The organism is Bacillus sp. AC266 (assembly GCF_979253805.1).
In genome coordinates, this window is sequence record NZ_CEEDEC010000001.1 from 260,995 (window position 1) to 286,532 (window position 25,538).

The window sequence follows — 25,538 nt, forward strand, 5'->3', positions numbered from 1 at the left end:
GCTGACAAAACTAAAAACCATATTATGAAATTGATATTAAAAAAAGGTCATGACAGGATTAACTCTAGAAGCAATGGTTATCTATCTTCACGGATCTGTAAGTTAAACAGCAGTTCTAAGGGGGAAATAATATTTTACTACTCATTGGGCAGCTAATTCAAATATAGCTGATGAATTTTTATCGTTTACTATTTGAAAAATAGAGTATCTAAATGAGAGGGAAGTAAAATTCTTAGACCCTCTTAGAAGTAAATAATAACAATAACACCCTATCCGAAAGACTTCCCATTCCCCATGCGTGTGCAAGGAGAGAGCCTAGCGCTAGGGCGTACAAGTTATATGAATCAAGTTATAAAAAACAATGGTAAAGGAGTGTACGGAATGAAAAATAAAATAATGACAGGATTTTTAATAACATCCATTGTAACTGGAGCAACTATTCCTATCAATACTCTCGCAGCACCAATCGTTCAAGCAGAAACTCAACAGGAAAGCATGGATATTTCTTCATCATTACGAAAATTAGGTGCGCAATCTAAATTAATCCAAACGTATATTGATCAATCTTTAATGAGTCCTAATGTACAGCTAGAGGAAGTCCCAGCTTTAAATACCAATCAATTCCTAATTAAACAAGATATGAAGGAATGGTCATCGGAACTCTATCCACAGTTAATTCTATTAAATTCAAAAAGTAAAGGATTTGTAACGAAATTTAATAGCTATTACCCGACATTAAAATCGTATGTAGACAATAAAGAAGATAGAGAAGGGTTTTCGGATAGACTTGAAGTTCTTCAAGAAATGGCTATGACGAATCAAGAAAATGCGCAACGACAAATTAATGAATTAACAGATCTTAAATTACAGCTTGATAAAAAATTAAAAGATTTCGATACTAATGTGGCAACTGCGCAAGGCATATTAGGTACAGATGGAACAGGAAAAATAGATCAGTTAAAAAATGAAATATTAAATACCAAAAAAGCAATTCAAAATGATTTACAACAAATTGCATTAATACCAGGAGCTTTAAATGAGCAGGGATTTGCTATATTCAAAGAAGTTTATAGTCTTTCAAAAGAAATTATTGAACCGGCTGCTCAAGCAGGGATGGCAGCGTATAACAAAGGAAAAGAAATTAACAACTCTATTCTAGAAGCGGAGAAAAAAGCGGCGCAAGAAGCGACAGAACAAGGTAAAACTGCTCTAGAGATTGAATCGGCCAAAAAAGCAGCTCGTGAAGCAATTGAGAAAAGCAAACAAGGTGAAATAGCTGCAGCTGCAGCCGCAAAAACGCAAGAATATGACCTGATGAAAGCCATTGATACTGAAAAGATTAAGAAAACATTTGGTGTCTTCGCAGAAGTAAATAAACTAACAGCAGAGCAGCGAGCATATTTAGATGACTTAGAGAAACAAAACCAAAAAATATATGATTTAACAACGAAACTATCAATAGCAGATTTACAAAAATCAATGCTTCTTCTTTCACAAAATGATTTGCATACGTTTGCAAACCAAGTAGATGTAGAACTTGACCTACTAAAGCGCTATAAAGAAGATTTGGATCTAATAAAAAATAACATTACAAAATTATCTACTAATGTTGATGCAACTAACGAGCAGTCCCAAAAAGATACATTAAGACAATTAAAAAATGTAATAAGTTACCTTGAAGAACAGGTATATAAATTTTGATATTACGTTTTTCAAAAAAACTATAAAGATTATAAGAATCTAGCGAAAGAAGGAGAATAGTTATGAAAAAATTCCCATTCAAAGTGCTAACTTTAGCCACTCTGGCAACGGTTATAACTGCTACTACTGGTAACACTATTCATGCATTTGCACAAGAAACGACCGCTCAAGAACAAAAAGTAGGCAATTATGCTTTAGGTCCCGAGGGACTGAAGAAAGCATTGGCTGAAACAGGGTCTCATATTCTTGTAATGGATTTGTACGCAAAAACAATGATTAAGCAACCGAATGTAAATTTATCTAATATCGATTTAGGATCAGAAGGAGGGGAGTTGCTCAAAAATATTCACCTTAATCAAGAACTGTCACGAATCAATGCGAATTATTGGTTAGATAAAGCGAAGCCACAGATTCAAAAAACAGCTCGTAATATTGTAAATTACGATGAACAATTTCAAAATTATTACGACACTTTAGTAGATACTGTACAAAAGAAAGATAAGGCAGGTCTAAAAGAGGGCATAAGTGATTTAATTACTACAATTAATACAAATTCAAAAGAGGTTACAGATGTAATTAAGATGCTACAAGACTTCAAAGGGAAACTATATCAAAATTCTACAGATTTTAAAAATAATGTTGGTGGTCCAGATGGCAAAGGTGGATTAACTGCAATATTAGCAGGTCAACAGGCAACGATTCCGCAACTTCAAGCTGAAATTGAGCAACTTCGTTCTACTCAGAAAAAACATTTTGATGATGTATTAGCATGGTCAATTGGTGGTGGATTGGGAGCAGCTATTTTAGTTATTGCAGCTATTGGAGGAGCAGTTGTAATTGTTGTAACTGGTGGTACAGCAACACCAGCTGTTGTTGGTGGACTTTCAGCTCTTGGAGCAGCTGGTATCGGTCTAGGAACTGCGGCGGGTGTCACGGCATCTAAGCATATGGACTCCTATAACGAAATTTCTAACAAAATCGGAGAATTAAGTATGAAAGCAGATCGTGCTAATCAAGCAGTTCTTTCGCTTACTAACGCGAAAGAAACATTGGCATATCTATATCAGACTGTAGATCAAGCGATATTATCTCTAACAAATATTCAAAAGCAATGGAATACAATGGGCGCAAATTATACAGATTTACTGGATAATATCGATTCTATGCAAGACCACAAATTCTCTTTAATACCGGATGATTTAAAAGCTGCTAAAGAAAGTTGGAATGATATTCATAAAGATGCAGAATTCATTTCAAAAGATATTGCTTTTAAACAGGAATAGAACTGAAAATTAAAACCTAAATTGGAGGAAAATGAAATGATAAAAAAAATCCCTTACAAATTACTCGCTGTATCGACGTTATTAACTATTACAACCGCTAATGTAGTTTCACCAGTAACAACTTTTGCAAGTGAAATTGAACAAACGAACAATGGAGATACGGCTCTTTCTGCAAATGAAGCGAGAATGAAAGAGACCTTGCAAAAGGCCGGTTTATTTGCAAAATCTATGAATGCCTATTCTTATATGTTAATTAAAAATCCAGATGTGAACTTTGAAGGAATTACTATTAATGGATATGTGGATTTACCTGGTAGAATTGTACAAGATCAAAAGAATGCAAGAGCACATGCTGTTACTTGGGATACAAAAGTAAAAAAACAGCTTTTAGATACATTGACTGGTATTGTTGAATATGATACAACATTTGATAATTATTATGAAACAATGGTAGAGGCGATTAATACAGGGGATGGAGAAACTTTAAAAGAAGGGATTACAGATTTACGAGGTGAAATTCAACAAAATCAAAAGGTTGCACAACAACTAATAGAAGAATTAACTAAATTAAGAGACTCTATTGGACAAGATGTTAGAGCATTTGGAAGCAATAAAGATCTCTTGCAGTCGATTTTAAAAAACCAAGGTGCAGATGTTGAAGCCGATCAAAAGCGTCTAGAAGAAGTATTAGGATCAGTAAACTATTATAAACAATTAGAATCTGATGGGTTTAATGTAATGAAGGGTGCTATTTTGGGTCTACCGATAATTGGCGGTATTATAGTGGGAGTAGCAAGAGATAATTTAGGTAAGTTAGAGCCTTTATTAGCAGAATTACGTCAGACCGTGGATTATAAAGTAACATTAAATCGCGTAGTTGGAGTTGCTTATAGTAATATTAATGAAATGCACAAGGCACTTGATGATGCTATTAACGCTCTTACTTATATGTCCACGCAGTGGCATGATTTAGATTCTCAATATTCGGGCGTTCTAGGGCATATTGAGAATGCAGCTCAAAAAGCGGATCAAAATAAATTTAAATTCTTAAAACCTAATTTAAATGCAGCGAAAGACAGTTGGAAAACATTAAGAACAGATGCTGTTACATTAAAAGAAGGGATAAAGGAATTAAAAGTGGAAACTGTTACTCCACAAAAATAGGGAAATATTAATTCTGTTGCAAAGTGAACCATAACATAGAGAGTCTATGATTACACTGTTAAACAGTAAAGCGATAATTAATAAATCCTTATATATTAAAAAGGCGGAGTCTCATTAAAGACTTCGCCTTTCACTTATATATAAGTTTTATCCAAATAAAAAGATAGCCATGTAGTTTACTTGTTTTGAAAAATTTGTAACAGAATCGATTAATAGGGGACAGTTTATATAGATTCGCTTAATAATATCGAATCTATGCAACTACATCGTCTTTTAATAAGAATAGGACTTGAAATCATACTCTATACAGGAGGAATAAGAAAAGATGAAAAAAAAACCTTATAAAATACTGGCTGTATCAGCATTTTTAATTATGACAACTACCTATGCAGTCACACCAGTAGCAACCTTTGCAATTGAAACTGAACAAACGAACACTGGAGATATGTCTCTTTCAGCAAATGAAGAAAAGATGAAAAAAACTGTACAAGATGCTGGGTTATTTGCAAAAGCTATGAATGAATATTCTTATTTGCTAATTAATAATCCGGATGTGAGTTTTGAAGGAATTTCTATTAATGGGTATGCAGATTTACCTAGTAAAATTGTACAGGATCAAAAGAATGCAAGAGCACATGCTGTTACATGGAATACAAAAGTAAAAAAACAGCTTTTAGATACATTGACCGGCATTATTGAATACGATACAAAGTTTGAAAATTATTATGAAACATTAGTAGAGGCGATCAACAATGGAAATGGGGATACTTTAAAAAAGGGGATTACTGATTTAAGGGGGGGAATTCAACGAAACCAGAAGTCTGCAAAAGCATTAATAGAAGAATTAATTAAATTTAAAAACGCTATTGGAGAAGATGTTAGAGTATTTGGAAGCCATAAAGAGACCTTGCAATCGATTTTAAAAAACCAAGGAGCTGATGTGGAGACTGATCAAAAGCGTTTAGATGAAGTTTTAGGACAAGTAAACTATTATAAGAAATTAGAATCTGATGGATTAATAATGGTGAAAATACCTTTTATCCCCACGCTTATTTCTGGTGGCATAATGATAGGTACTGCTAGAGATAATTTAGGTCGATTAGAGCCTGCTTTAGCAGAATTACGTAAAACTGTTGATTATAAAATTACATTAAATCGTGTAGTCGGAGTTGCATTTCATAATATTAGTGATATGCATAGTACGATTGATAGTGCTATTACTGCTCTTACTTATATGTCCACACAATGGGATGATTTAGACTCTCAATATTCGGGCGTACTGGGGCATATTGATAAAGCTGATGAAAAAGCTGATCAAAATAGATATAAATTTTTAAAGCCTAACTTGAATTCAGCTAAAGATAGTTGGAAAACATTAAGAACAGATGTTGTCACATTACTAGAAGGCATAAAAATTGCAGAGAAGAAAGAACAGGATTTTATGAATCTACTTCGTCCATCAAACGTTTTTTACTTTTATAAAAAAATCCATAACGCATACACTTTTGAAATAAAGACTGGAACAAATGCACCAAATGCGTCTTATAAAGTTATGAATTTAACTAAAAACACTGTTCATCATATGTGGAGTGGAGGTGCTAATACAAGCATGTGGGCTGACTGGCTTTCATTCAATCCAAATGATGAATTTGCGGTGGTAGCAGTAGTGGATGGGAAAGAATATGTTGTGTATAAAGACAAAGTAGAAAATATAATGAACTGAACCCAAAAAATGCATTAATTGGGGATGGTACACATCGCTATCAAGCTAAGAAAAACAAATACCCCCAGAACGAAATTTTGTGCTAACTTTTAACAGAAAAGCTCATTTTTTCGTTTTGGGGTGAATCTATTTTCTTAAGTTGATGGGCATGGGGGGGATCTCAAAATCTTAGCTTGATGGGCATGTGGCGGTACCCCACATCCATCAACTTAAGGATTTACACTATTCTTGAAGTTAAAAGCAGGTTACTATTTTCTTATGTTAATGAGAATTGCAACCTGCCTTTATGAAATATGCACCAAAAACTTTATAGTAATAAGTCTGGCGTTATCTCTCTAATTATTAGGATATTTTTTCTTCATATATGCATACTAAACATACTATAGAAGGTGCATAGAAGGTGAGGAAGCCATGACTAAATTTCTGAAATGGTTAAAATATAGAGAAAATCCTAAATCATGTTCAATACGAGACGATACTCCTGTTCCCCAAAAAAATATAGAAGACTCTCTCTTAGAAGCTAGTTTATCGAAGAATATAGCTGAGCTTCAGAATGTATTTCATCAATCACCTGATCTAGTGATTCGACGGTTTCAAATGACAGAAGCTGGACTAGAAGCCGCTTTAGTATATTTGTCTGGATTAACAGATAAAGAATTGATTCAAAATCATGTTCTAAGTCCTTTGATGAATAGTGATTTTGATACCAATACAGAACTTCCCATTACATTAGGACAAATTAAAATTATTAATACGTGGAGTCAGAGTGAAAATGCTATTTTAGAAGGGGATAGTGTTTTATTAATTCACGGTCGAACTACAGCGTATCAATTGGACACAAAAGGATGGCCGCAAAGAAGTATTGAAGATGCTCATAACGAAATATCTCTAAAAGGTGGGCATCAAGGATTTGTAGAAACCGGAGCTCAAAATATCACAATGATTCGAAGGTATATTCCACATCGCCAATTAATGATAAAAGAGATAACAATTGGTTTACGAAGCAAAACAAAGATTTCTATTTTATATTTAAAAGATGTAACTTCTGAGGATGTGCTAAAGGAATTAGAAACACGGATTCAAAGTATAACAGTTGATGCTGTTACTAGTACAGGTGAACTTATTGAATTCATTGAAGATAACCCGTACTCACCATTTCCACAATTTATGTTAACAGAAAGACCTGATTTAGCCGTATCGCACATTCTACAGGGCAGATTTGTGACTGTAGTGGATCATTCGCCAAATGTATTAATTGCTCCAACAAATTTCATCTCTTTTTTTCAAGGGGTGGATGATTACGGTACAAGATGGCTAGTTGCTTCGTTTATTCGTATACTTCGTTTTATCGCCTTTTTGGTTGCTCTATTTTTGCCAGCGAGTTATGTTGCGTTTATTTCCTTTAATTTCGAAGTTATTCCTGTAGAGCTTTATTTATCTATTGCAGAGTCAAGAACAAGCGTACCTTTTGCTCCAGTAATGGAAGCATTACTTATGGAAATAACGCTGGAAATGATGAGAGAAGGGGCCTTACGCCTGCCTACCCCGATTGGTCAGACAGTTGGAATGGTAGGAGGTATTATCATTGGACAAGCAGCTGTTCAGGCCGGAATTGTAAGTAACATTATGATTATTGTTGTTGCTGTTACAGCCATCTCTTCTTTTATTATCCCTAACTATGATATGGGATCTGCAGTTAGACTTTTACGATTCCCCATGATGATCTTAGCTGCATTATTTGGAATTGTAGGACTGGTTATCGGGTGGATGACATTAATTGGACATCTTATCAGTCTTGAATCGCTAGGAACTCCTTATGGAACACCGTTAGCACCGTTTCGCTTTGCAGATATGAAAGATACTTTTATACGCTTTCCTTTATGGGCAATCAGAAGGCGTCCTAAGGGTACAGGAGCTATTCAATCTATTCGACAAGGTAAGAATCATAACAAAAGGTGAAATTATGAAAAAATATGCCTATAATGACATCACTCTTATGCAGTATATTGTTTTAATCAATGGAATGCAGGTCGGCACTGGCGTTCTATCTCTTCCACGTGTGCTTGCAGAAAAAGCTGGAACAGATGGATGGATAGCTATATTGATTGGCTGGATATTCTCCACAATATCAGGTGTTTTTATTGTGAAAACAGCTGCAAAATATCCCGAGGACACACTTTACGAAATTCTTATACGATTTTTCGGGAAAATAATAGGGAAAACACTTGTTGTTATTTACATGATGTACTTCGCTTTTTATTCTTGTGCTGTTCTTGTGAACGCTATGCTTTATCTTAAGGGATGGCTTCTTCCAAAAACGCCTGATTATCTAGTTATCTTTTTGTTTTCGATTCCTACCTTTCTTGTCGCACGTAACGGCCCTCGTATTATAGGGCGGTACTCCGAACTTACTTTTTATATGTTGCTTTGGATTCCGTTATTTTTTTTGGTACCTCTTAAAGAGAACGGAAGTTGGATGCCATTCTTTCCGCTCTTAAAAGAGGGGTGGAAGCCTATATTAACGGCTGTGCCGACCACTATCTATGCTTATTTAGGATTTGACATTGCGTTCTTTTTATATCCCTTTTTACGAAAAAAACAGTATGCAGTCCATGGAATGGTTATTGCAAACACTTTAACGATGTTATTTTATTTATTCGCTACTATTGTTTGCTTTGCCTATTTTAGCCCTGATAGCATTACGCAATTTAACCAACCGGTACTAAATTTACTTAAAGTAATTGAATTTCGGTTTTTAGAACGTTTTGACATGATTTTATTGGCTACTTACTTGCCCGTTGTTTCTACATGCTGGATTCCTGCAATATTCTGTTCTGTATTTTGTTCAAGCCGATTACTTGGGAAACAAGATCACAGCTCTCATGTAGTTATTCTCTTATTACTCATTATCGGCTTCGTATTCTGGATTAGTCCTAGTTGGAATCAAGCCGAAACGGGACTACAGGTGTTATCGAATGCTGGGATTGGGTTAACCTATATATTACCTATCATTTTATGGATGTATGGCTGGCTATATGAGAAGTCTCATTGGGGGAAGATACATTGAAAAGAAAAGTACTATGTTGTATTTTGTTATCGGTGTTCATGATGACTGGATGCTTTGATCAAACAAATATTGAAGATGTTTCCCTTACTCTTGTACTTGGTATCGATTTAGATCGTAATAATAATCTATTGGTGTACATGTCAAGTCCTGTTTTTAATAAAGAAGCCAAGGTAAAAGAAGAAGTTACGGGTGTGAAATCTGCTACGATTCGAAATTCTAGAGACAAATTTGATGCTACTGTTATGGCACTTACCTCGGGAAGTAAAACACAGGTGATTTTAGTTGGAAAACGGCTATTGAAACAAAAAAATTGGATGAAATATCTCGATCCATTTCAACGAGACCCCAAAAATACAGTTACTACAAGGGTTGTTGCTGTTGATGGACCTGTTTCGGACGTCATCTTTTATAACCCAAAAGATAAGCCGCGTCTTCCTCTATATTTAACAAAACTAGTTGATACAGCCTCTTTAAGAAATATCACAGTAAAAACAAATCTTCAAGAACTACATGAACAAATGGCAGACAAAGGGGTAACAGCGAATATTACTGAAATGAAAAAAACGAATAAAATATTTGTGGCAGGTACAGCTTTGTTAGATGAAAAAGGAAGGCATAAATTAACGCTAAAACCTGATGAAAACAAACTATTACGCATTTTGCAACAAGGAACTACAGGTGATTTTTCATTTACAATCCCAATTAAACTAAAGTCGGATAGCCAGGATAAAGATTGGATAAGCTTTGCTGCCTATAACATTAAAGTAAAGACAAAGGCAAGATATGATAATAAATTTATATTTAATACAGATATAAAGATGAAGGTCGGCATTACAGAACAGCTTTTTTCGTTCAATACAAGAAAGGATGGAGTAAAATTACAAAAGGCGATTGAAACTAAGCTGGAAGCTGATTTCAAGCAATTAATAAAGAAAATACAAACTGCCAATATTGATCCTATTGGGCTTGGGAGATATGCAAGAACTTACACATATCCAGAATGGAAAAAAGTCCAAAATAAATGGAATAATGAATTAGCAAAGGGCGATGTAAACGTCAAGGTAAATGTGAAAATTGGTGGGATGGGGACAATTAAGTAACAGGAGTTCAACTGAGATTCGTACTAAATTTACAAGTATCTTCAATTTTAGAATGGGAATTTTCTTTAATAGGAGTACCCCCCCCGTACCCATCAACTTAAGGATTTAGACTATTCTTAAACTTAAAAGCACGTTACTATTCTCTTATGTTAATGAGAAAGGGTGACGTGCTTTTTATGAATATGCATCAAAAACAAGAGCGATTAGAATGCCACCTTTATGGACAACTCATTAGTATCCTATTATGTTCTTCTACTATGTTTAAAATGAGAGAACTCCTGTTACGTAAGAAACAAAAAGAACTAAGTGAATATAAAGCGATGTACATAATTAAAGATTATTTCTTACTTTTTCATCAAGCACTACATAAAAACACCCTAAGCAAAAAATACAATAGGCTGCCCATATGGACAGCTCATTTACATAATTCTCGTTATTAATAGACAACAATGGATAGAATTTTCGTTTTGGGGTGAATCTATTTTCTTAAGTTGATGGGCATGGGGATGGTACACGAAACTAGACACCAAGTTAAGTGAAAAATTGAACGGCATAAGGCTCCTTATTTCCTAGAACACCTAGCTAAAGCAAAAGAATTTGTACAGCAAAAAAGTGAATATTAAATCAAGGTGCTGGTTGCTTTATGTGTATGGCTTAACCAAAAGATTGCAAATACATTAAAAGAGCAACTTGTAATAAAGATATTGCAATATTTTTAAAGCGAAAAGCCGAAATTGAGGAATTTGAAGAATTGTAATAGTGAAGGAATTGATTAATTTATAAAAAACATTTAAATAAAAAGAGAGAATAAACACCTTATTTTTGGGGTGTTTGAAGGTTCAAATGGAAGATTCCCTGGTTTTCGATTTGAATCAAAATGATACTATTTACATGTACTGTCATGTAGGGAATTATATTTTTTACACCTGAACTGTTTGTACTATTTGTAGGATTTTCAGTTTTTTTGTCGAATATATCTTTAATGCAAGGAGGGACATTACATGATTATTAAAGACTATTTTATCAATCTTTCTATTTTTTCTTTATTAGTTAGCGCAGCGATATTTATTCAAGTGTTTTTGATTCATTCCAGGCGATATTTCGAAAAATTCTATGGAGGGATTATTGCAGTTACTTTGATGTTCTTTTCTTTTCCATACATGGGATTTTCCTACGATCTTCGAGTTGTTCCTCTTATTCTATCTTTTATTTACTTTGGTCGCATTGCTGGTTGGATTACATTAATTAGCATTATTATAATGCGTATCTTTTACATTGGAGGTTACTGGGAACCTCCTGTGATTGCTTATTTAGGTTTGGGTATCCTATTTGTTACTTTTAAAACATATTTTAAAAACCTTCATCCTTTTAAAAGTGCATCTTTATATTTTTTTGTTTTTGTCGGAATAAAGTGGTTAGTTGGTGTATTCTTTAATACTAAGTTACTTTACACTGGAGGCTTATTATATATAGCTTTAGGGCTTTTAATTGGGCTATTTCTTATGGAAGCCTACCAGAGATTATATTATTTAACACAGGACTTATCTAAAATGAATCGGGAATTAAAAAAATCCAAGCAAGAACTCACAGATACCGTACATGAGCTTCAAGGAGGGATTTTTAAATTTAAAAAAGTGGGTAAGCACTTTATACACACTTTATGTGATGGACAGTTTTATTATCAAAAAGGATTTTATTCTGAACAGGTGGTAGGGAAAAGCTTACGGACTATTGATGCTTCTATTGTTCCACCACATTTAGTTCCACAATTGATGAAGTATTATCTTCAGGCATGGGAAGGGAAAGAAATTATATTCGAATTACCCTGGCCAGATGATAAAACGATTATTCTTATTGCACTTAGGCCGATTAAACGAAATGGACAAGTTATGGAAGTTGTTGGTTCTATAGTCGATATAACCGAAAGGAAAAAGGTAGAATCAGAATTAAGAGCTACCAAAGAATTACTAGAATCATTTATAAAGCATAATGTAGATGCTATTACCATTTCTGATCGAGAAGGGCATATTTTACAAGCAAATAAAGCTTATGAAAAGATATTTGGATGGTCATTACAAGAAATCATAGGTAAGAGATTACCCTGTGTACCAGATTTCTTAATGGAAGAATCACTTAAAAATATTCAGAAAATTCTAACAGGAGAATCCGTAGTTACCAGATTAGAAACTGTTAGACGACGTAACGATGGAAGTCTTCTTGATGTCAGTCTGACAGTTTCTCCTATACTAGACGTAAGAGGAAATGTGATAGCTTTATCTGCAATATGTAGAGACATCTCTGAAAGAAAACAAGCAGAAAGAGAACGACAGCGATTACACCAACAATTAAAAGATAGTGAAATGAAGTACCGTGCACTAATCGAACAAGCAACTGATGCAGTATATGTAGTAGAGCTGAATGAAAATCATGTTCCAAGTCGATTCATTGAGGTAAACCCTGTTGGTTGTAAAAGATTTGGATATAGTAGAGAAGAGCTGCTCTCGTTACCATTTCCAAATGTAGTACCACAAGATTCTAAAATGATTGTAAGGTTGTTAGAAAAAATTAGAGAGGGACAAACTTCCTTCACTTTGCAAGATGAATATGTTTTTCCAACAGGAAAAATAATAACAACTGAGTTTAGTGTCCGTGTTTTTAACTTAAATGGTAAAAAAGTTTTCCTAAGTATTTCTCGTGATATCACTGAACGGCTAAAAACAGAAGAATTACTACGGAAATCTGAAAAACTTGCTGTCGTAGGACAATTAGCGACTGCAATGGCTCATGAAATTAATAATCCATTAACCGCAATGAAAGGGTTTATGCAATTACTAAAATCAACGGAAACTGAGAATAATCGGGGTTATATAAATATAGTATCATCAGAGATTGAGCGTATAGAAAGTATTACTAATGAATTTATGGCGGTAGCCAAACCACAGGTGGTAAAGATACAACCTAACGATATTAGTGTGCTAATGGATCAAGTTTTAATGCTACTGCAACCTCAAGCAATGATGAATAATATAAAAATTAGAATTGATTTTACACCTGGTATGCCACTGATTCCATGTGAAGGAAATCAATTAAAACAAGTATTTGTTAATATTATAAAAAATGCAATTGAATCCATGCCAACAGGAGGAGAAATTTTGATTCAATTTGATAAACTTGATAATAATCAAATAAGGATTCGCTTTATCGATCAAGGATGTGGGATTCCAAAAGAACGTATACCATATTTAGGAGAACCTTTTTACAGTATTAAGGAAGAGGGAATCGGCTTAGGATTAATGGTCTGTTATAAAATTATTGAAACACACCAGGGGAAGGTATTTATTGAGAGTGAAGTGAATAAGGGGACTATAGTTGAAGTCACTCTCCCAATTTGCACACTTCAAAATTAATACATTCTTTTACTGAAATTTTGTAAGTTAGTGAGCAGTTAGCTTTGGCTAGCTGCTTTTTTGTATATATTGTAATTGATTCTTCATATTACGGCTTTTTGATGTTTCATATATATATTTTATGGCTTTTAAAAACTCTGTAAGTGTTTTGTAATATTTACGAGAGACTTTTTTAACAGTTATGAGAGAGAAAAGAAAGATTTGTTATATATGATGAAATTAATCTTACTAGTAGGTGTTCTAATGGATCTAGAAACAAAGGAGGAAAAATAACAATGAAACAATTGAAGCCAGCAATTAGTGTATTAGGTAGTGTATCGATGGCACTGACTTTAGCATCTCCTGCTTTAGCAGATGTAAAACAACCGAATCCAGGAGGTACAGTTGAAATATTCAAAGAGAATGCAGATGTAAAAAAAGAAGATAAGAATTTCACGCTCGGATCTGATGGAGAAATAGGTTCACTCATTACACAAAACATTGAAATGGCAAACAAGGATTGGGATAAAGATGGTATTTCCAACGACTTAGAGATTAATGGATATAAAATTGAATTCAATTCACAAACTGGAAAAAATGAAGCGAAAGCATGGGATCCCGAGAAGGATAAAGGGAAACCAAAATTTATATCGAATCCTATGAATGCAAATACGGATGGTGATCCTTTTACTGATATGTATGAGGTTGAGAATTATAACAACGATTCTGATACTAATTTCAATCCGATAGTTGCCAACATGCCGAATTTGCAAATTGGTGTCAAACGAATTGAAGTAATTCCTATTGCAACCATTACGGATAATAATGGTGGATCAGTTAGTAGAGGATGGGAAAAAAGTGTATCTACACAACATTCATTTAATGTAGGTTTAAGTGGTTCAGGTGGTGTAGAAGGCTCAGCAGCCGGTCCTGTTCCTTCCGGAAGTGTTTCAGCAAATGTGGGATACGGATATTCAAAAACAACTACGGAAACGGAGAGTTATACAAATAATTTTGATTGGTCTACTGCAACAACTGTGGATACAGCGAACGCAGCAAAATTACGTGTACATTTGGAATATAAGAATGTAGGAACAGCATCCGCTGAAAATGTTTCGCCTCATTTTAATATTCGTTTAGGAAACAAAATTATTAATACTGTAAAGGCAACACAAGATCGTTATAAAGCAAACTATTTAAGTACAGAAAAAGGTGGACGGAATAAAACAGAAGTAGTAATTGACAGTTTAGAAGGACAAGCAGATGCGAATATTGTCTTATCTTTGGATGAATTGAAAGCTGTTGAACAAGGGGAACTTCTTTCGATTGAAGTTTTACCTACAAGTACAATGGATTTATCTATTGAAAAAGGTGAAGAAATTATGCATTTGGGGGATTCAGGGAGATATGAGTCTAGAGTAAATGCAGCTACTGAACAATTAGAAACAGATATAGGAAATATACCAAAGTTTAGGGTATATACTCCTAAAGACAAATCTCTTGCTGATAAGCCAGTTTTATCCTATAACGAAGTTTTTCAACAGGTAAATATAGATACGAAAAAAGTAAATCATATTGTAAACAAGGCTAAAAGTACTAATAACGTATCAGTGGTTTCAGCTAATGGAACTGATGCATTGAACGATTTAAAAGCGGGACAGGGAGATCGCGGTTATTTACATAAAGACTCTGTACACGGAGCTTTTGCAAAACTACAGCAACCAACATTAGTAGAAGGTAGTTATGATTCTGTGACGCAAAAGATTAGGGCAACAATTTTACCTGGTTTATTTGGAGGGAGTAAAGATATTCCTACTACTTATAGTAAGAAATGGAATGCTCCGTCACAAACAGTAACACTGGTTAAACGTGAAAATGGATTTACATATGAGTCTAGAGAAAATATACACCCTATTAAATCTGAAATTGCTGCGCACAGAAAAGTTACATTTGAAATCAATGACGCACACAATCTAACGCCTACACAAAAGATTGATACTGAAATTAAAGCTAATAAAGAATTTGAAGATTATGTAGTAGATAATTCAGGTGAATTTGTTACAGAAGGAGTTCCTTATACCGTGGCTTCATATGGAAATACAGCTTATTTGGGAAGTCATCATGCAGGGAATAAATGGGAGTATCTTTGGGCTGAAAAATCTAGCGATGAAAAAGTGAATGTAATTATTGAAAGAGTAGGTCAACCTAAACCTGGAAAACCAATTAAAAAGGATGAAGAGGTATTAATTAAATTTCAAAATCCTATTTATTCAGATTATGCATATTTAAAACTTCAAGATAGTTATATCCATTTAGATCAAAAACAGAACGCAAGTACTTTTAAATTTAATCATGCATATCCAAAGAATTTCACTGGACACCATAAGCAATGGAACATACTATCTAATGGTAATAAGTTAAAGGTAGGATATTTAATCGATTATATGAAATATGGTAATGGAGAGAATGGGACTGATACTATAGCATGGAATCTATCAAGAGTTCAGTAATAGGTAACAGTTCTGTTGCTAAGTTTGAAAAGAGAACCGGAAATGAATTGTATCTGAAAAGTTAGATACAAAAATTTAGGTTACTATTAAGGAATGAGTTCGATGTTGAATCGGACTCATTCCTTTTAATTTATATATGATTTAGAAACTACTATTTTAAATACTTATCTAGTCATATAAGTAATCAAATGTTAAGATTACTATCTGTATTACATGATTTATTTTCCGAATTTTCATTCGTTTCGAGGGTGAAATGTGGAATTCTGATTTATTTATGTGATTAGTTTTTATATCTTTACCTATAAAGATATTTTTATTGGATAATAGAAAAAAATTTTTTGTTATTGGTGAAAAAGAAGTGAGGATAGTATATGAAGAAAAGAATTTTAATCGTAGAAGATGAAGAAAATATTCGAGAAGTATGCAAACGGTATTTAGAAAGAGAAGAATATGAAGTTTATACCGCTGTAAATGGTAAAGAAGGTTGGGATTTATTTCTTACACATCAACCAGATTTAATTATATTAGATTTGATGATGCCAAAAAAAGATGGATGGGAATTATGCGAGGAAATTCGTCAACAATCAAATGTCCCTATTATTATGTTAACTGCTAAGGGAGAGGAAAGGGATCGAATTTTAGGCTTAACAATAGGGGCAGATGATTATTTAACAAAGCCATTTTCCCCTCGTGAATTAGTATTAAGGGTTCAAATTATACTAAGAAGAGGAAGCCATGTACAAATACAAGCGAAAGAATCCTTATTGGAAGTGATAGAGTTTCCAGATTTAAAAATATATCCAAAGACAAGATATGTACTTGTTTGTAATAAGGAAGTGGAGTTAACGGTGAAAGAGTTTGAGGTACTTTATCTCATGGCAAAGCATCCAAAACAAGTATTTTCTCGCTCGCAGCTTCTTGAATTAATTTGGGATTTTGGACATGAAGGGGCATCAAACACAGTTACCGTGTTAGTGAGTCGTTTACGTGAAAAGCTCGAGAAGCATACGATAAAGAATCGTTGGATTCATACGGTTTGGGGTATAGGATATCGCTTTGAGCCAAATGCAGGAAATGAAACATGAGATTACGTATTCAATTGTTACTCATGAATCTATTAAGTACTAGTATTATGGTAATTGCTATATGGTATAGTGATACGAAAATGTTACTTGAACCGGAACAAACGCGGTTATTAACAGTAATTGCATTTGTGGCATTCATTATTTCAACGTTTATTTATTGGTTAATGACACGTCCTATCATGAGATCTATACAAAATTTAATAAAATTGACGAAACAATTTAGTGATAGACACTTTGAAACGATGTATATAATTGGGCAAGAACCACGTGAGTTTAAAGAATTGGCAACAGCCTTTCAACAGATGGCAAAAAAATTAGAAGAAGGGTTTACTAAGTTAGAGGAACAGGAAAACTCTCGTAAGGAGCTAATTACCAATATCTCACACGACTTACGAACACCTATGACTAGCATGCAAATGATGATAGAAGCATTACAAGATAACCTGATTGAAGATCCTGAAATGAAAAAGCAATACTTAGCAACGGTTTTAAAAGAAATAGAAAGATTAAATGGATTAATTAACGACTTATTTGATCTTTCAAAGTTAGAGTTTGAGCAAGTAGATTTTCACCCAAGTTTCACACATTTAGATAAAGTTCTATTAGATGTATTAGAGTCACATTCTGTCTTATTAGGAAACAAACAAATCCATTTGCAATTGGATGTCCCTGATACATTACCTCGACTTTTGATTATGCCTTGTAAAATAGAAAGGGTCATAGGTAATTTATTACATAATGCAATTCGATATTCTCCTATCTCTGGAACAATTGAATTGACTGTAGTGGAAAATAAACCAACTCAACAGGTCCAATTCACTTTGCGGGATGAAGGAATGGGAATTTCTCCAAATGATCAATTACGCGTATTTGAACGTTTTTTTAGAACAGATCGATCAAGAAGTTCACAATCTGGAGGTTCCGGACTTGGATTAGCTATTGCAAAATCATTGATTGAAATGCACAAAGGGGAAATTGGTGTAAGGAATCGCGCAGATGGTAAGCAGGGAAGTGAATTTTGGTTCACTCTTCCCATCACATCAGTAAAAAAATAAGACGGCTGAAAGACTTTTGTAACATTTACGTTAGAAAAATGAAAGACCTTCTTGTTAACATACTACTACACAGTATGTTACAGGAGGTTTTTTACTTTATGAAAAGAAAATATGTATGGCTTATAGGTGGTTTGATAATTGTATTGGGGATTTTATGGTCATTGTTCCGACCAGAGAAATTATTTATTGATAAGCACGTAAATGAATCATTGCCACAAGCAGAGATACAATCAACTGAAGTAAGGCAACAAAGTGATCGAGTAATAAGGGAAGGTCAGTTTCAAAACGGTGTCCATGAAACAACTGGAACGGCAAAAATTTACCAATTAGCGGATGGAAAACGTGTTTTACGACTTTCTGATTTTGCAACATCTAATGGGCCAGATGTACGAGTTGTATTAGTTCCTACAAATCGCTTAAAAAATAATGAAGACGTGAAAAACTATCAGTATATTGAATTAGGAAAATTAAAGGGAAATAAAGGAGACCAAAACTATGAAATTCCTGAAGGGATAGATGTAAGTGAATATGGTTCGGTTTCTGTTTGGTGTAAAAGATTTAATGAAAACTTTGGTGCGGTTTATTTTAATAATTAAATATGAACTTAAAATTTCCTCTTACAGGCAAAATTCATCGGGGTAATGATAATAGTTGCAGTGGACTTAGTTGCTAAGAAGGGCACTCATAAGAGTGTTTTTTTCATATTCTTCAATTTTTGTATATTTTAGAGCTATTGGACGTTTACGGAGAGATTTTATTTAGTGTGGAAGCGTACTGTCTGTGAATAGAAGGATGAATAATATGTTACAGGAAAACATTACTCTTTTATAACTTAATTTTGAAGGAACATATACTTTTTTTATTTATCGGCTTGTAAAGAAGTATGGAAATTAAAGTTTATAATTTAAAAGTCAGCTTAAAGATGCAATAAGCAATTTGAATAGTAATCTTAAGTAAATAAAAAAGAGAGAGCAGCATTGATGAGCTCTTCTCTCTTTTTAAATCTAATTAGGGTTTCCATAACTGTAAAGGGTATGGTGTAAACTGTTGGATATTACCATTTAAGTTAAGATTATAAAAAAAGAAGTTCCTTTTTTCTGAAAAATGAATATTAATACAAAATTAATGATTAATATTCAAAAAATATTTTATAGTTCATTAATTTATTACTTGCTATCTATATTAATCATTTATTACAACAGCTTTCATGTCCAAAATTAAATGTTTCAACAAAGGATAATATAAGTATCATTATAATGATTTTCCAATATAATCAATGTGTTAATGAAAGGAACTCTGTGTTATTTTTGCTTTTCTACTAACTAATACAGCTTCAAACAAAGGACACAATTGCTACATGCTAAGTGTAATCTATTACCCATTCAAGATTCTGTTTATTCAATCTTTCTAAAAATAAAAAAATATTGTACTCATAAATATACAAGCTATAATGAGGGCGTCGAGAAAGAATTTATTACCTCTAGAGAAATTATCAAACCTAGTTTTTTTGCAAAAATCCTAATGACATTGTAAGTAACCTTTTAAATTTGGACATACTGACATGATTACTCTAAGAAAGGTATGTGATCAAAAGGAAAAGTGTATTTGACACGAGAATGAAAGCGTATTCAATTAGATCTTGTTTTGAATCAGTCATTTTAGTAATTTAGATTCAACTGCAATTAAAAATAATAAATTATGGGGGTGCTTATATGAACATGAATGTAGCATCTATTAAAGAAAAAAAGGTTGTTAAATACAAAAGTTGTTTTGATGTGATTGGGCCCATAATGATAGGTCCTTCAAGTTCACATACTGCAGGTGCTTTAGCTATTGGAACAGTAGCCAATAAATTATTTCAAGGTCTTCCAAAAAAAGTCGTGGTAAGGTATTATGAATCATTTGCTGAAACCCATAAAGGTCACGGAACTGATTTTGCAATTATTGCTGGGATATTAGGATTTGCTGCCGATGACAGCAAAGTGCCAGATGCTATTGAAATAGCAGAATCTAAAGGAATTGAAATTACCTTTATTGAAGAAGCAGGTGATAGTCCTGCTGGCCATCCAAATACGGCAGATGTATATTTAGAGGATGAAAATCGAAGTATTAGAACGATGGGGATTTCGGTTGGCGGTGGATTAATTGAAATCAAACATGTTGAAATCGACGGATTTAGCTTAGACCTGCAGGGGCCATTGCCAGTTATTATTGCGATTTCTGAAAGAGCTGACTTTGAATTTGTCTTACGCAGGATCTTTAAACAATATGATGTGGAAATAAACAACTTTCATAGTTTAGAAGAAAACAGGAAATATTTATATGCATTCGCTTTGGATACGCTATTGCCTGGTAATGTCCAGGAGGAATTAGGAAATTTAAGCAATATAGCTAAGCTCATTATTCTTTAGTTACATTAAGGAGTGAAAAAATATGTATATGGCCATAAAAGAAATTGTGGATGCAGCTAATAAAAGCCAAAAGACAATTTATGAATTAGCAATTGAACAGGAAATTGAACAAACTAAATCTACTTATGAAGAAGTTTGGAGTAAAATGGAACGGAATTTAGCGACTATGCAAAATGCTATAAATAAAAGTATCGAGGGCGACGGTGTATTTTCTCCAACTGGTTTAACCGGAGGTGATGCTGTTAAAATTAAAAACTATCGAGAAAATAGGAAAACCCTTTCTGGAGATTTGATGGTGTTAGGGATCCAAAGTGCTATCGGTGTTAATGAAGTAAATGCTGCATTAGGAGCTATTTGTGCAACTCCAACAGCAGGTGCGAGTGGGACGATTCCGGGAGTCCTATTTAGTATTAAAGATACGTTGCAGTTAAGTCATGAAGATATGATTCATTTTCTATTTACTTCAGCGTTATTTGGAACGATAGTCGCAAACAACGCTTGTATTTCAGGAGCGTACGGAGGATGTCAAGCTGAAGTAGGCAGTGCCTCAGCGATGGCGGCTGCAGCTGCGGTTGAAGCTGCAGGTGGAACGCCACAGCAATCTTCTGTAGCTTTTTCGATTGCATTACAAAATTTACTCGGTTTAGTTTGTGATCCGGTCGCTGGTTTAGTAGAAATTCCTTGTGTAAAGAGAAACGCCATTGGAACGGCAAATGCTTTAGCAGCAGCGGACATCGCATTAGCCGGCGTAAACAATATCATCAATGCTGACGAAGTTATTGAAGCGATGTATAGAGTTGGAAGACAGATGCCTCGCGAATTAAGAGAGACAGGTTTAGGTGGAATTGCAGCTACACCTACAGGGATTGCCATTAAAAATAAAATCTTTGGAGAGAAATAATCAAATCAATGAACAATTACCGGATATATTGTGAAAAAGTTAACAATCTATTCTCTATTGTTCGCCTAAGGATGTCTGTATATTGGGGGAATTACTAATAAAATATACCACTATATAATTGGGATATTTTATAATTTGTAACACCCCCGTCAGGTTGATGCTTCGCCAATTTTTTGATTTTGATTAACTTAGAAGAAGGATATACGATGTGGCGCACTTTATAAGCAATTCATTTTTCAAGAACGGTCTATATTCCGATGCCTTAAATAGAGAAGTAAGAATAGAAAACTAGGAGGAATTATTATATGAATGGGAATACTGCAAAAAACATAGAATTTCAAGTTGATAATACTGCAGTAAAAAATGAGAAATATCTAGACCCTAAAAAGTGGCATAAACAGGATACTACCTGGGCATTGAGTCTATTTGGAACAGCAATTGGAGCAGGAGTACTCTTCTTACCTATTAATGCAGGTTCAGGTGGTTTATTATCATTGCTGTTAATTACCATACTTGCATATCCTGTTATGTATTATTCACATAGGGCACTTGCTAAAATGATATACGCTTCTAATTCTGCCGATGAGGGGATTACAGGTACAATAAGAGAGTATTTCGGAAATAAGGCAAGTATCATTTTTAACATTGTATATTTCGTTTCAATTTATACGATCGTGCTGATGTATTCGGTTGCACTTACAAATACTGCAAGTAGTTTTATTGTGCATCAATTGCACATGCCGGAGCCTCCAAGGGCCATTTTATCGCTTGTATTAGTACTCGGTCTTATCACTATACTAAATTTTGGTCAAGATATTACTGTAAAGATAATGAGCATGCTAGTATATCCTTTCATTGTTTCTCTACTTTTTATCGCAATATCTTTAATTCCACAGTGGAATACGTCAATGCTAAGTTTTTCAAGTGTTTCTACTGCTTCAACTGGAACAGGATATTTTGGAACAATATGGATGATACTACCAATCATCGTATTCTCGTTTAATCATTCTCCTATGATTTCGTCATTCGTTATGAAACAGAGAGCTACGTATGGAATAGATGCTACTGATGCCAAGTGTGCTCAAATACAAAAAGTTTGTTATATCATGACATTCGTTGTTGTTATGTTCTTTGTTTGGAGCAGTACTTTAAGTTTGACTCCAGATGATCTTAAGGTGGCAAAAGAACAGAACTTGTCAATCCTATCATATCTTGCTAATGAGCTTAATTCGCCAGTAATTACTATTGCGGCTCCTATCATTGCGTTTGTGGCTATTACAAAGTCTTTCCTTGGCCATTATATAGGAGCGTATGAGGTAATGCGTGACATGATTATTAAGTCCGGTAAAAAACGTGGGAAAGATTTAGGAGAGAAAACAGTTAAGACAATGATTCTTACTTTTGTCGTATTAACATGCTGGTATGTTGCTTATACAAATCCAAGTATTCTTGGAATCATTGATGCCCTTAGCGGTCCGTTAGTTGCTGCTATCTTATGTCTATTACCGATGTATGCAATCAATAAAGTACCAGTACTGGCTAAATACAAAGGGAAAATGAGTAATGTATTTGTAATTGTTATAGGAATACTTACTGTTCTAGCAAGTATTAAGTCATTATTCTAATTCTCTATTGTTCGTTCGGATGCAAAAATAGTAGGATATGAAAAGAGAATAAAAGACTTTTAGCGGAACTGAATTATATATTGTTAAACCCTAGAGTTTATGGTTTTGGACAAACTATTCACCTTGGATAGTTTGTCCTTTTTTGATTATATGCATAACTTCTATTGCAGCATTTTTTTTAAGCTGTTTGTAATGTTTTTAATCCAAGCATTTGAGGGCGCCTAACCATGTGCATCAAGCTAATATTTTAAAGTATTTCACATCTGTTTTCTTAGGTTAATGGGAATGGGCCGGTACCCCATGTATGGCGAACAACTAAACTGGCTTCCTTATATCCTATGTCCGAAGCCAGTTCATCTCTCACATACTCACTTCGCGTTCCTTGAGGAAGGAATCTTCTTGGCTAGATTTATAAACTTAACTTATTGAGCTTAGGGTGATACTCCCGTTACAATTTTGATAGTTCATTGACCACACTTTCTAAAAATTGCTCTACCTTTTCTTTTGTAGTATCTGGCGAATGATAACCAATTGTAAATGTAAGTCTCCCATTATAAGAGCTTGCCCCCATTGTAAAGAATGGTGCATACATAATTGGTGATGTTATATACCCGTCCTGAGCTTGAACTTCACCAAACTTAATAGGTTCATCAGCTATCGATCCGAAATTAGTAAGTAACGGTAAAGCCATTCCCATTTGTAAAGCCCGTTCATATTGCTGTTTATACATTTCCTTAACTTCAGATAGCTTTTTACTTGCCAGTAACTCCATTCCTGCGGCTGAAGAAAGACCTGGATTTTGAGATTTTATTGTATCCATTGATTCTTTGACTCGAACTAGAGTTTGATTAAATGAGTCATCATTTTCCATTTTAATCACTGGCATTTCCATCCCGGATAAGTTGCAAATTGAACCAGTTGTATGATTAGGGAGATATCGGCGTAAATCAATTGTTAAACCAACCATTTTTTCTGCGGTACGAGGTTCTGCATACACAGCGAAATGTGATAAAGAGCGGAAGTATGCAGTCAGAATTGCATCATTTAAGGTAGCTTGTTGTGCCTTAGTCCATAGGGTTAAACGTAGAGTTTGCTCACGGCTTAACCGTCGCACGGCCATTTTTGGATAAGCATTTTTGTTAGGTTGAGATGGAAAAGACCATAATGCTGCTTGTTGTTCTTGGCTGGGACGATACGCACTTTTTATGTCTGTTATTCCAGTATATTTGAATACAGGTGATTGATCGCGAAAGCCCTCATTTTTTGCATTAAATCTCTTTATAATTTCATCCTTAGACTGTCCCAGAGAAAGGTGAGTATAAATTGCTCCCAGCAAATTAATATATTCCTTGACTCCAGCACCATCTGAACAAAGATGAGATAATTTAACAACTAATATATTTGTTGAAGTGCCTCGTAATAATTTTGTCTGAACCATAGGCCCTTGAATAGGATCTCCAGATTCCTTTATAAAATCTATTGCCATCACTTCAAGATTTTGATCATCTCCTTCTGCAAAAAAACAAATTGGTGAGTTAGTACTAGATGAATGTTCCTCCCAGTAAGGCATATCACTTTCTACAAAACGGCTGTTTAAAACGGGCTGTAATTGTAACGTTATTCTTACTGATTGTTCAAGTACTTTTTTTGATATACCTATAGGAAAATAAAGAACGGCATTAATTTGTTGATTTGCGGAATAAAGACCAAGTATATAATTCATTCGATCTTGAGGTGTTACTGAATATTTCCTTTGTTCCATAATTTTCTCCCTCTTTTCAGGCTATTTTTGGTTACAATCTTGTTTTTCATAGGGTTGTAATTTTTTCAAGGATCCATAATGTTTTCTTTTCAATTTTTTAGTATTTCACTTATGAAAGTATGTTTTCTGTACTGATTCATGTTGTTATTGGTATTAATAATATTCATCAATTTTGTTTGGTTTTTGTATAAAAAGTAGATGAATTGCATTTTCGTTTGATTATATATAAACATTTTACATAAATGTTTGTGTATAATCTACAAAAAATAATCGAGTCATTTTTATCTTTTTTCGACAGTATCTCCCATCTATTTACTAACGCTATCCCAACATCAAACAAATTAAGGAGAGGGTCTTCTGACATAAAATATACACGTTGTAACTTCTAATCTTACAATATTGTAAGATTAGAAGTTAGATAGAAGTCATTAACTTATGAAAAAATCACATCTATAATCCAGATATAAATCATTAATTAAAGGAGTATTCTAGTGAAAAAAATTATAAGTTATGTGGTGGTTATTGCTATTTTTATAGGAGTAGGATTAGGAGTAAAACGTTATGTGCAAGGTCCAGGACAACCAGTCGATGGGATTCTAGTTAGTGGTACTGCAGCTGATATAGAAAAAGTCAAACAAGAATTTAAAGATGATATTAAACAATCTAATGAAGTAAATATAAAAGTAATACAAACAAAAGCGAATATAGATAAAAATTTATTTATACGAAAAAAATAGATGTGATTAGATTATCAGAGAAAATTCA

17 protein-coding genes and 1 pseudogene are annotated in these 25,538 nt (G+C 33.8%); 17 read left to right on the plus strand and 1 reads right to left on the minus strand.

Translation table 11 applies throughout. The features are described from left to right. Positions 1 to 381 precede the first annotated feature (381 nt). The 16 genes and pseudogenes from hblC (at position 382) to AC0IXC_RS01415 (ending at position 23,011) form a co-directional block, all read left to right on the plus strand. The gene (gene hblC / locus AC0IXC_RS01340; RefSeq protein WP_088064481.1) at positions 382 to 1,701 is read left to right on the plus strand and encodes a hemolytic enterotoxin HBL lytic component L2; all 1,320 of its coding nucleotides are present in this window, start codon (positions 382 to 384) and stop codon (positions 1,699 to 1,701) included. A 62-nt stretch (positions 1,702 to 1,763) separates the two neighbouring features. Continuing rightward, the gene (gene hblD, locus AC0IXC_RS01345) at positions 1,764 to 2,984 is read left to right on the plus strand and encodes a hemolytic enterotoxin HBL lytic component L1 (protein WP_002128070.1); all 1,221 of its coding nucleotides are present in this window, start codon (positions 1,764 to 1,766) and stop codon (positions 2,982 to 2,984) included. Positions 2,985 to 3,020: 36 nt separating this feature from the next. Beyond that, positions 3,021 to 4,148 carry a hemolysin BL binding component B gene (gene hblA, locus AC0IXC_RS01350; RefSeq protein WP_000591974.1) on the plus strand — a complete coding sequence of 376 codons (1,128 nt, stop codon included), beginning with the start codon at positions 3,021 to 3,023 and terminating at the stop codon, positions 4,146 to 4,148. A gap of 325 nt (positions 4,149 to 4,473) precedes the next feature. Beyond that, positions 4,474 to 5,871: a hemolysin BL regulatory component HblB gene (gene hblB, locus AC0IXC_RS01355; protein ID WP_193654368.1), complete on the plus strand. Its 1,398-nt coding sequence runs from the start codon at positions 4,474 to 4,476 to the stop codon at positions 5,869 to 5,871. Positions 5,872 to 6,282: 411 nt separating this feature from the next. Further along, on the plus strand, positions 6,283 to 7,830 hold the full coding sequence (locus AC0IXC_RS01360) for a spore germination protein (RefSeq protein ID WP_044444144.1): 1,548 nt from the start codon (positions 6,283 to 6,285) through the stop codon (positions 7,828 to 7,830). 4 nt (positions 7,831 to 7,834) lie between these two features. Then, positions 7,835 to 8,938, plus strand: a complete 1,104-nt coding sequence (locus AC0IXC_RS01365) for a GerAB/ArcD/ProY family transporter (protein ID WP_471652478.1) — start codon at positions 7,835 to 7,837, stop codon at positions 8,936 to 8,938. After that, complete coding sequence (locus tag AC0IXC_RS01370) at positions 8,935 to 10,038, plus strand: Ger(x)C family spore germination protein (RefSeq protein WP_044444146.1); 1,104 nt, start codon at positions 8,935 to 8,937, stop codon at positions 10,036 to 10,038. The genes AC0IXC_RS01365 and AC0IXC_RS01370 overlap by 4 nt, the downstream gene beginning before the upstream one ends. 191 nt (positions 10,039 to 10,229) lie before the next feature. Next, positions 10,230 to 10,439: pseudogene (locus AC0IXC_RS01375) on the plus strand (IS4 family transposase); the annotation flags it as partial. Between the two features lie 600 nt (positions 10,440 to 11,039). Further along, a complete protein-coding gene (locus tag AC0IXC_RS01380) occupies positions 11,040 to 13,445 on the plus strand; it encodes a PAS domain S-box protein (protein WP_471652479.1) in 2,406 nt (801 codons plus the stop codon). 275 nt (positions 13,446 to 13,720) lie between these two features. Next, positions 13,721 to 15,934, plus strand: a complete 2,214-nt coding sequence (locus AC0IXC_RS01385; RefSeq protein ID WP_471652480.1) for a binary toxin-like calcium binding domain-containing protein — start codon at positions 13,721 to 13,723, stop codon at positions 15,932 to 15,934. Positions 15,935 to 16,305: 371 nt separating this feature from the next. After that, on the plus strand, positions 16,306 to 17,019 hold the full coding sequence (locus tag AC0IXC_RS01390) for a response regulator transcription factor (protein ID WP_193653167.1): 714 nt from the start codon (positions 16,306 to 16,308) through the stop codon (positions 17,017 to 17,019). Then, positions 17,016 to 18,074 carry a sensor histidine kinase gene (locus AC0IXC_RS01395; protein ID WP_048546744.1) on the plus strand — a complete coding sequence of 353 codons (1,059 nt, stop codon included), beginning with the start codon at positions 17,016 to 17,018 and terminating at the stop codon, positions 18,072 to 18,074. The genes AC0IXC_RS01390 and AC0IXC_RS01395 overlap by 4 nt, the downstream gene beginning before the upstream one ends. A gap of 98 nt (positions 18,075 to 18,172) precedes the next feature. After that, positions 18,173 to 18,670, plus strand: coding sequence for a DM13 domain-containing protein (locus tag AC0IXC_RS01400; RefSeq protein ID WP_002017161.1), 498 nt, complete (start codon positions 18,173 to 18,175; stop codon positions 18,668 to 18,670). Between the two features lie 1,116 nt (positions 18,671 to 19,786). Then, complete coding sequence (gene sdaAB / locus AC0IXC_RS01405; RefSeq protein ID WP_033716175.1) at positions 19,787 to 20,485, plus strand: L-serine ammonia-lyase, iron-sulfur-dependent subunit beta; 699 nt, start codon at positions 19,787 to 19,789, stop codon at positions 20,483 to 20,485. A gap of 22 nt (positions 20,486 to 20,507) precedes the next feature. Further along, positions 20,508 to 21,386, plus strand: coding sequence for an L-serine ammonia-lyase, iron-sulfur-dependent, subunit alpha (gene sdaAA / locus AC0IXC_RS01410; RefSeq protein WP_088063992.1), 879 nt, complete (start codon positions 20,508 to 20,510; stop codon positions 21,384 to 21,386). A gap of 305 nt (positions 21,387 to 21,691) precedes the next feature. Continuing rightward, on the plus strand, positions 21,692 to 23,011 hold the full coding sequence (locus AC0IXC_RS01415; protein ID WP_088063991.1) for an aromatic amino acid transport family protein: 1,320 nt from the start codon (positions 21,692 to 21,694) through the stop codon (positions 23,009 to 23,011). Between the two features lie 448 nt (positions 23,012 to 23,459). Here the strand turns inward: AC0IXC_RS01415 and AC0IXC_RS01420 are convergent, their stop codons facing one another. Next, positions 23,460 to 24,773 (minus strand): condensation protein, encoded by a 1,314-nt coding sequence (locus AC0IXC_RS01420; protein ID WP_098057105.1) that lies wholly within the window; start codon positions 24,771 to 24,773, stop codon positions 23,460 to 23,462. A gap of 491 nt (positions 24,774 to 25,264) precedes the next feature. On the opposite strand from AC0IXC_RS01420, the gene AC0IXC_RS01425 reads away from it, so the two are divergent. Further along, a complete protein-coding gene (locus tag AC0IXC_RS01425) occupies positions 25,265 to 25,510 on the plus strand; it encodes a hypothetical protein (RefSeq protein ID WP_215591329.1) in 246 nt (81 codons plus the stop codon). Positions 25,511 to 25,538: the final 28 nt, after the last annotated feature.

What these genes read in the sequence shown, in the direction of transcription:
- hblC (WP_088064481.1), top strand. Translation starts at nt 382, where the DNA reads ATGAAAAATAAAATAATGACAGGATTTTTAATAACATCCATTGTAACT.
- hblD (WP_002128070.1), top strand. Translation starts at nt 1,764, where the DNA reads ATGAAAAAATTCCCATTCAAAGTGCTAACTTTAGCCACTCTGGCAACG.
- hblA (WP_000591974.1), top strand. Translation starts at nt 3,021, where the DNA reads ATGATAAAAAAAATCCCTTACAAATTACTCGCTGTATCGACGTTATTA.
- hblB (WP_193654368.1), top strand. Translation starts at nt 4,474, where the DNA reads ATGAAAAAAAAACCTTATAAAATACTGGCTGTATCAGCATTTTTAATT.
- AC0IXC_RS01360 (WP_044444144.1), top strand. Translation starts at nt 6,283, where the DNA reads ATGACTAAATTTCTGAAATGGTTAAAATATAGAGAAAATCCTAAATCA.
- AC0IXC_RS01365 (WP_471652478.1), top strand. Translation starts at nt 7,835, where the DNA reads ATGAAAAAATATGCCTATAATGACATCACTCTTATGCAGTATATTGTT.
- AC0IXC_RS01380 (WP_471652479.1), top strand. Translation starts at nt 11,040, where the DNA reads ATGATTATTAAAGACTATTTTATCAATCTTTCTATTTTTTCTTTATTA.
- AC0IXC_RS01385 (WP_471652480.1), top strand. Translation starts at nt 13,721, where the DNA reads ATGAAACAATTGAAGCCAGCAATTAGTGTATTAGGTAGTGTATCGATG.
- AC0IXC_RS01390 (WP_193653167.1), top strand. Translation starts at nt 16,306, where the DNA reads ATGAAGAAAAGAATTTTAATCGTAGAAGATGAAGAAAATATTCGAGAA.
- AC0IXC_RS01395 (WP_048546744.1), top strand. Translation starts at nt 17,016, where the DNA reads ATGAGATTACGTATTCAATTGTTACTCATGAATCTATTAAGTACTAGT.
- AC0IXC_RS01400 (WP_002017161.1), top strand. Translation starts at nt 18,173, where the DNA reads ATGAAAAGAAAATATGTATGGCTTATAGGTGGTTTGATAATTGTATTG.
- sdaAB (WP_033716175.1), top strand. Translation starts at nt 19,787, where the DNA reads ATGAACATGAATGTAGCATCTATTAAAGAAAAAAAGGTTGTTAAATAC.
- sdaAA (WP_088063992.1), top strand. Translation starts at nt 20,508, where the DNA reads ATGTATATGGCCATAAAAGAAATTGTGGATGCAGCTAATAAAAGCCAA.
- AC0IXC_RS01415 (WP_088063991.1), top strand. Translation starts at nt 21,692, where the DNA reads ATGAATGGGAATACTGCAAAAAACATAGAATTTCAAGTTGATAATACT.
- AC0IXC_RS01420 (WP_098057105.1), bottom strand. Translation starts at nt 24,773, where the DNA reads ATGGAACAAAGGAAATATTCAGTAACACCTCAAGATCGAATGAATTAT.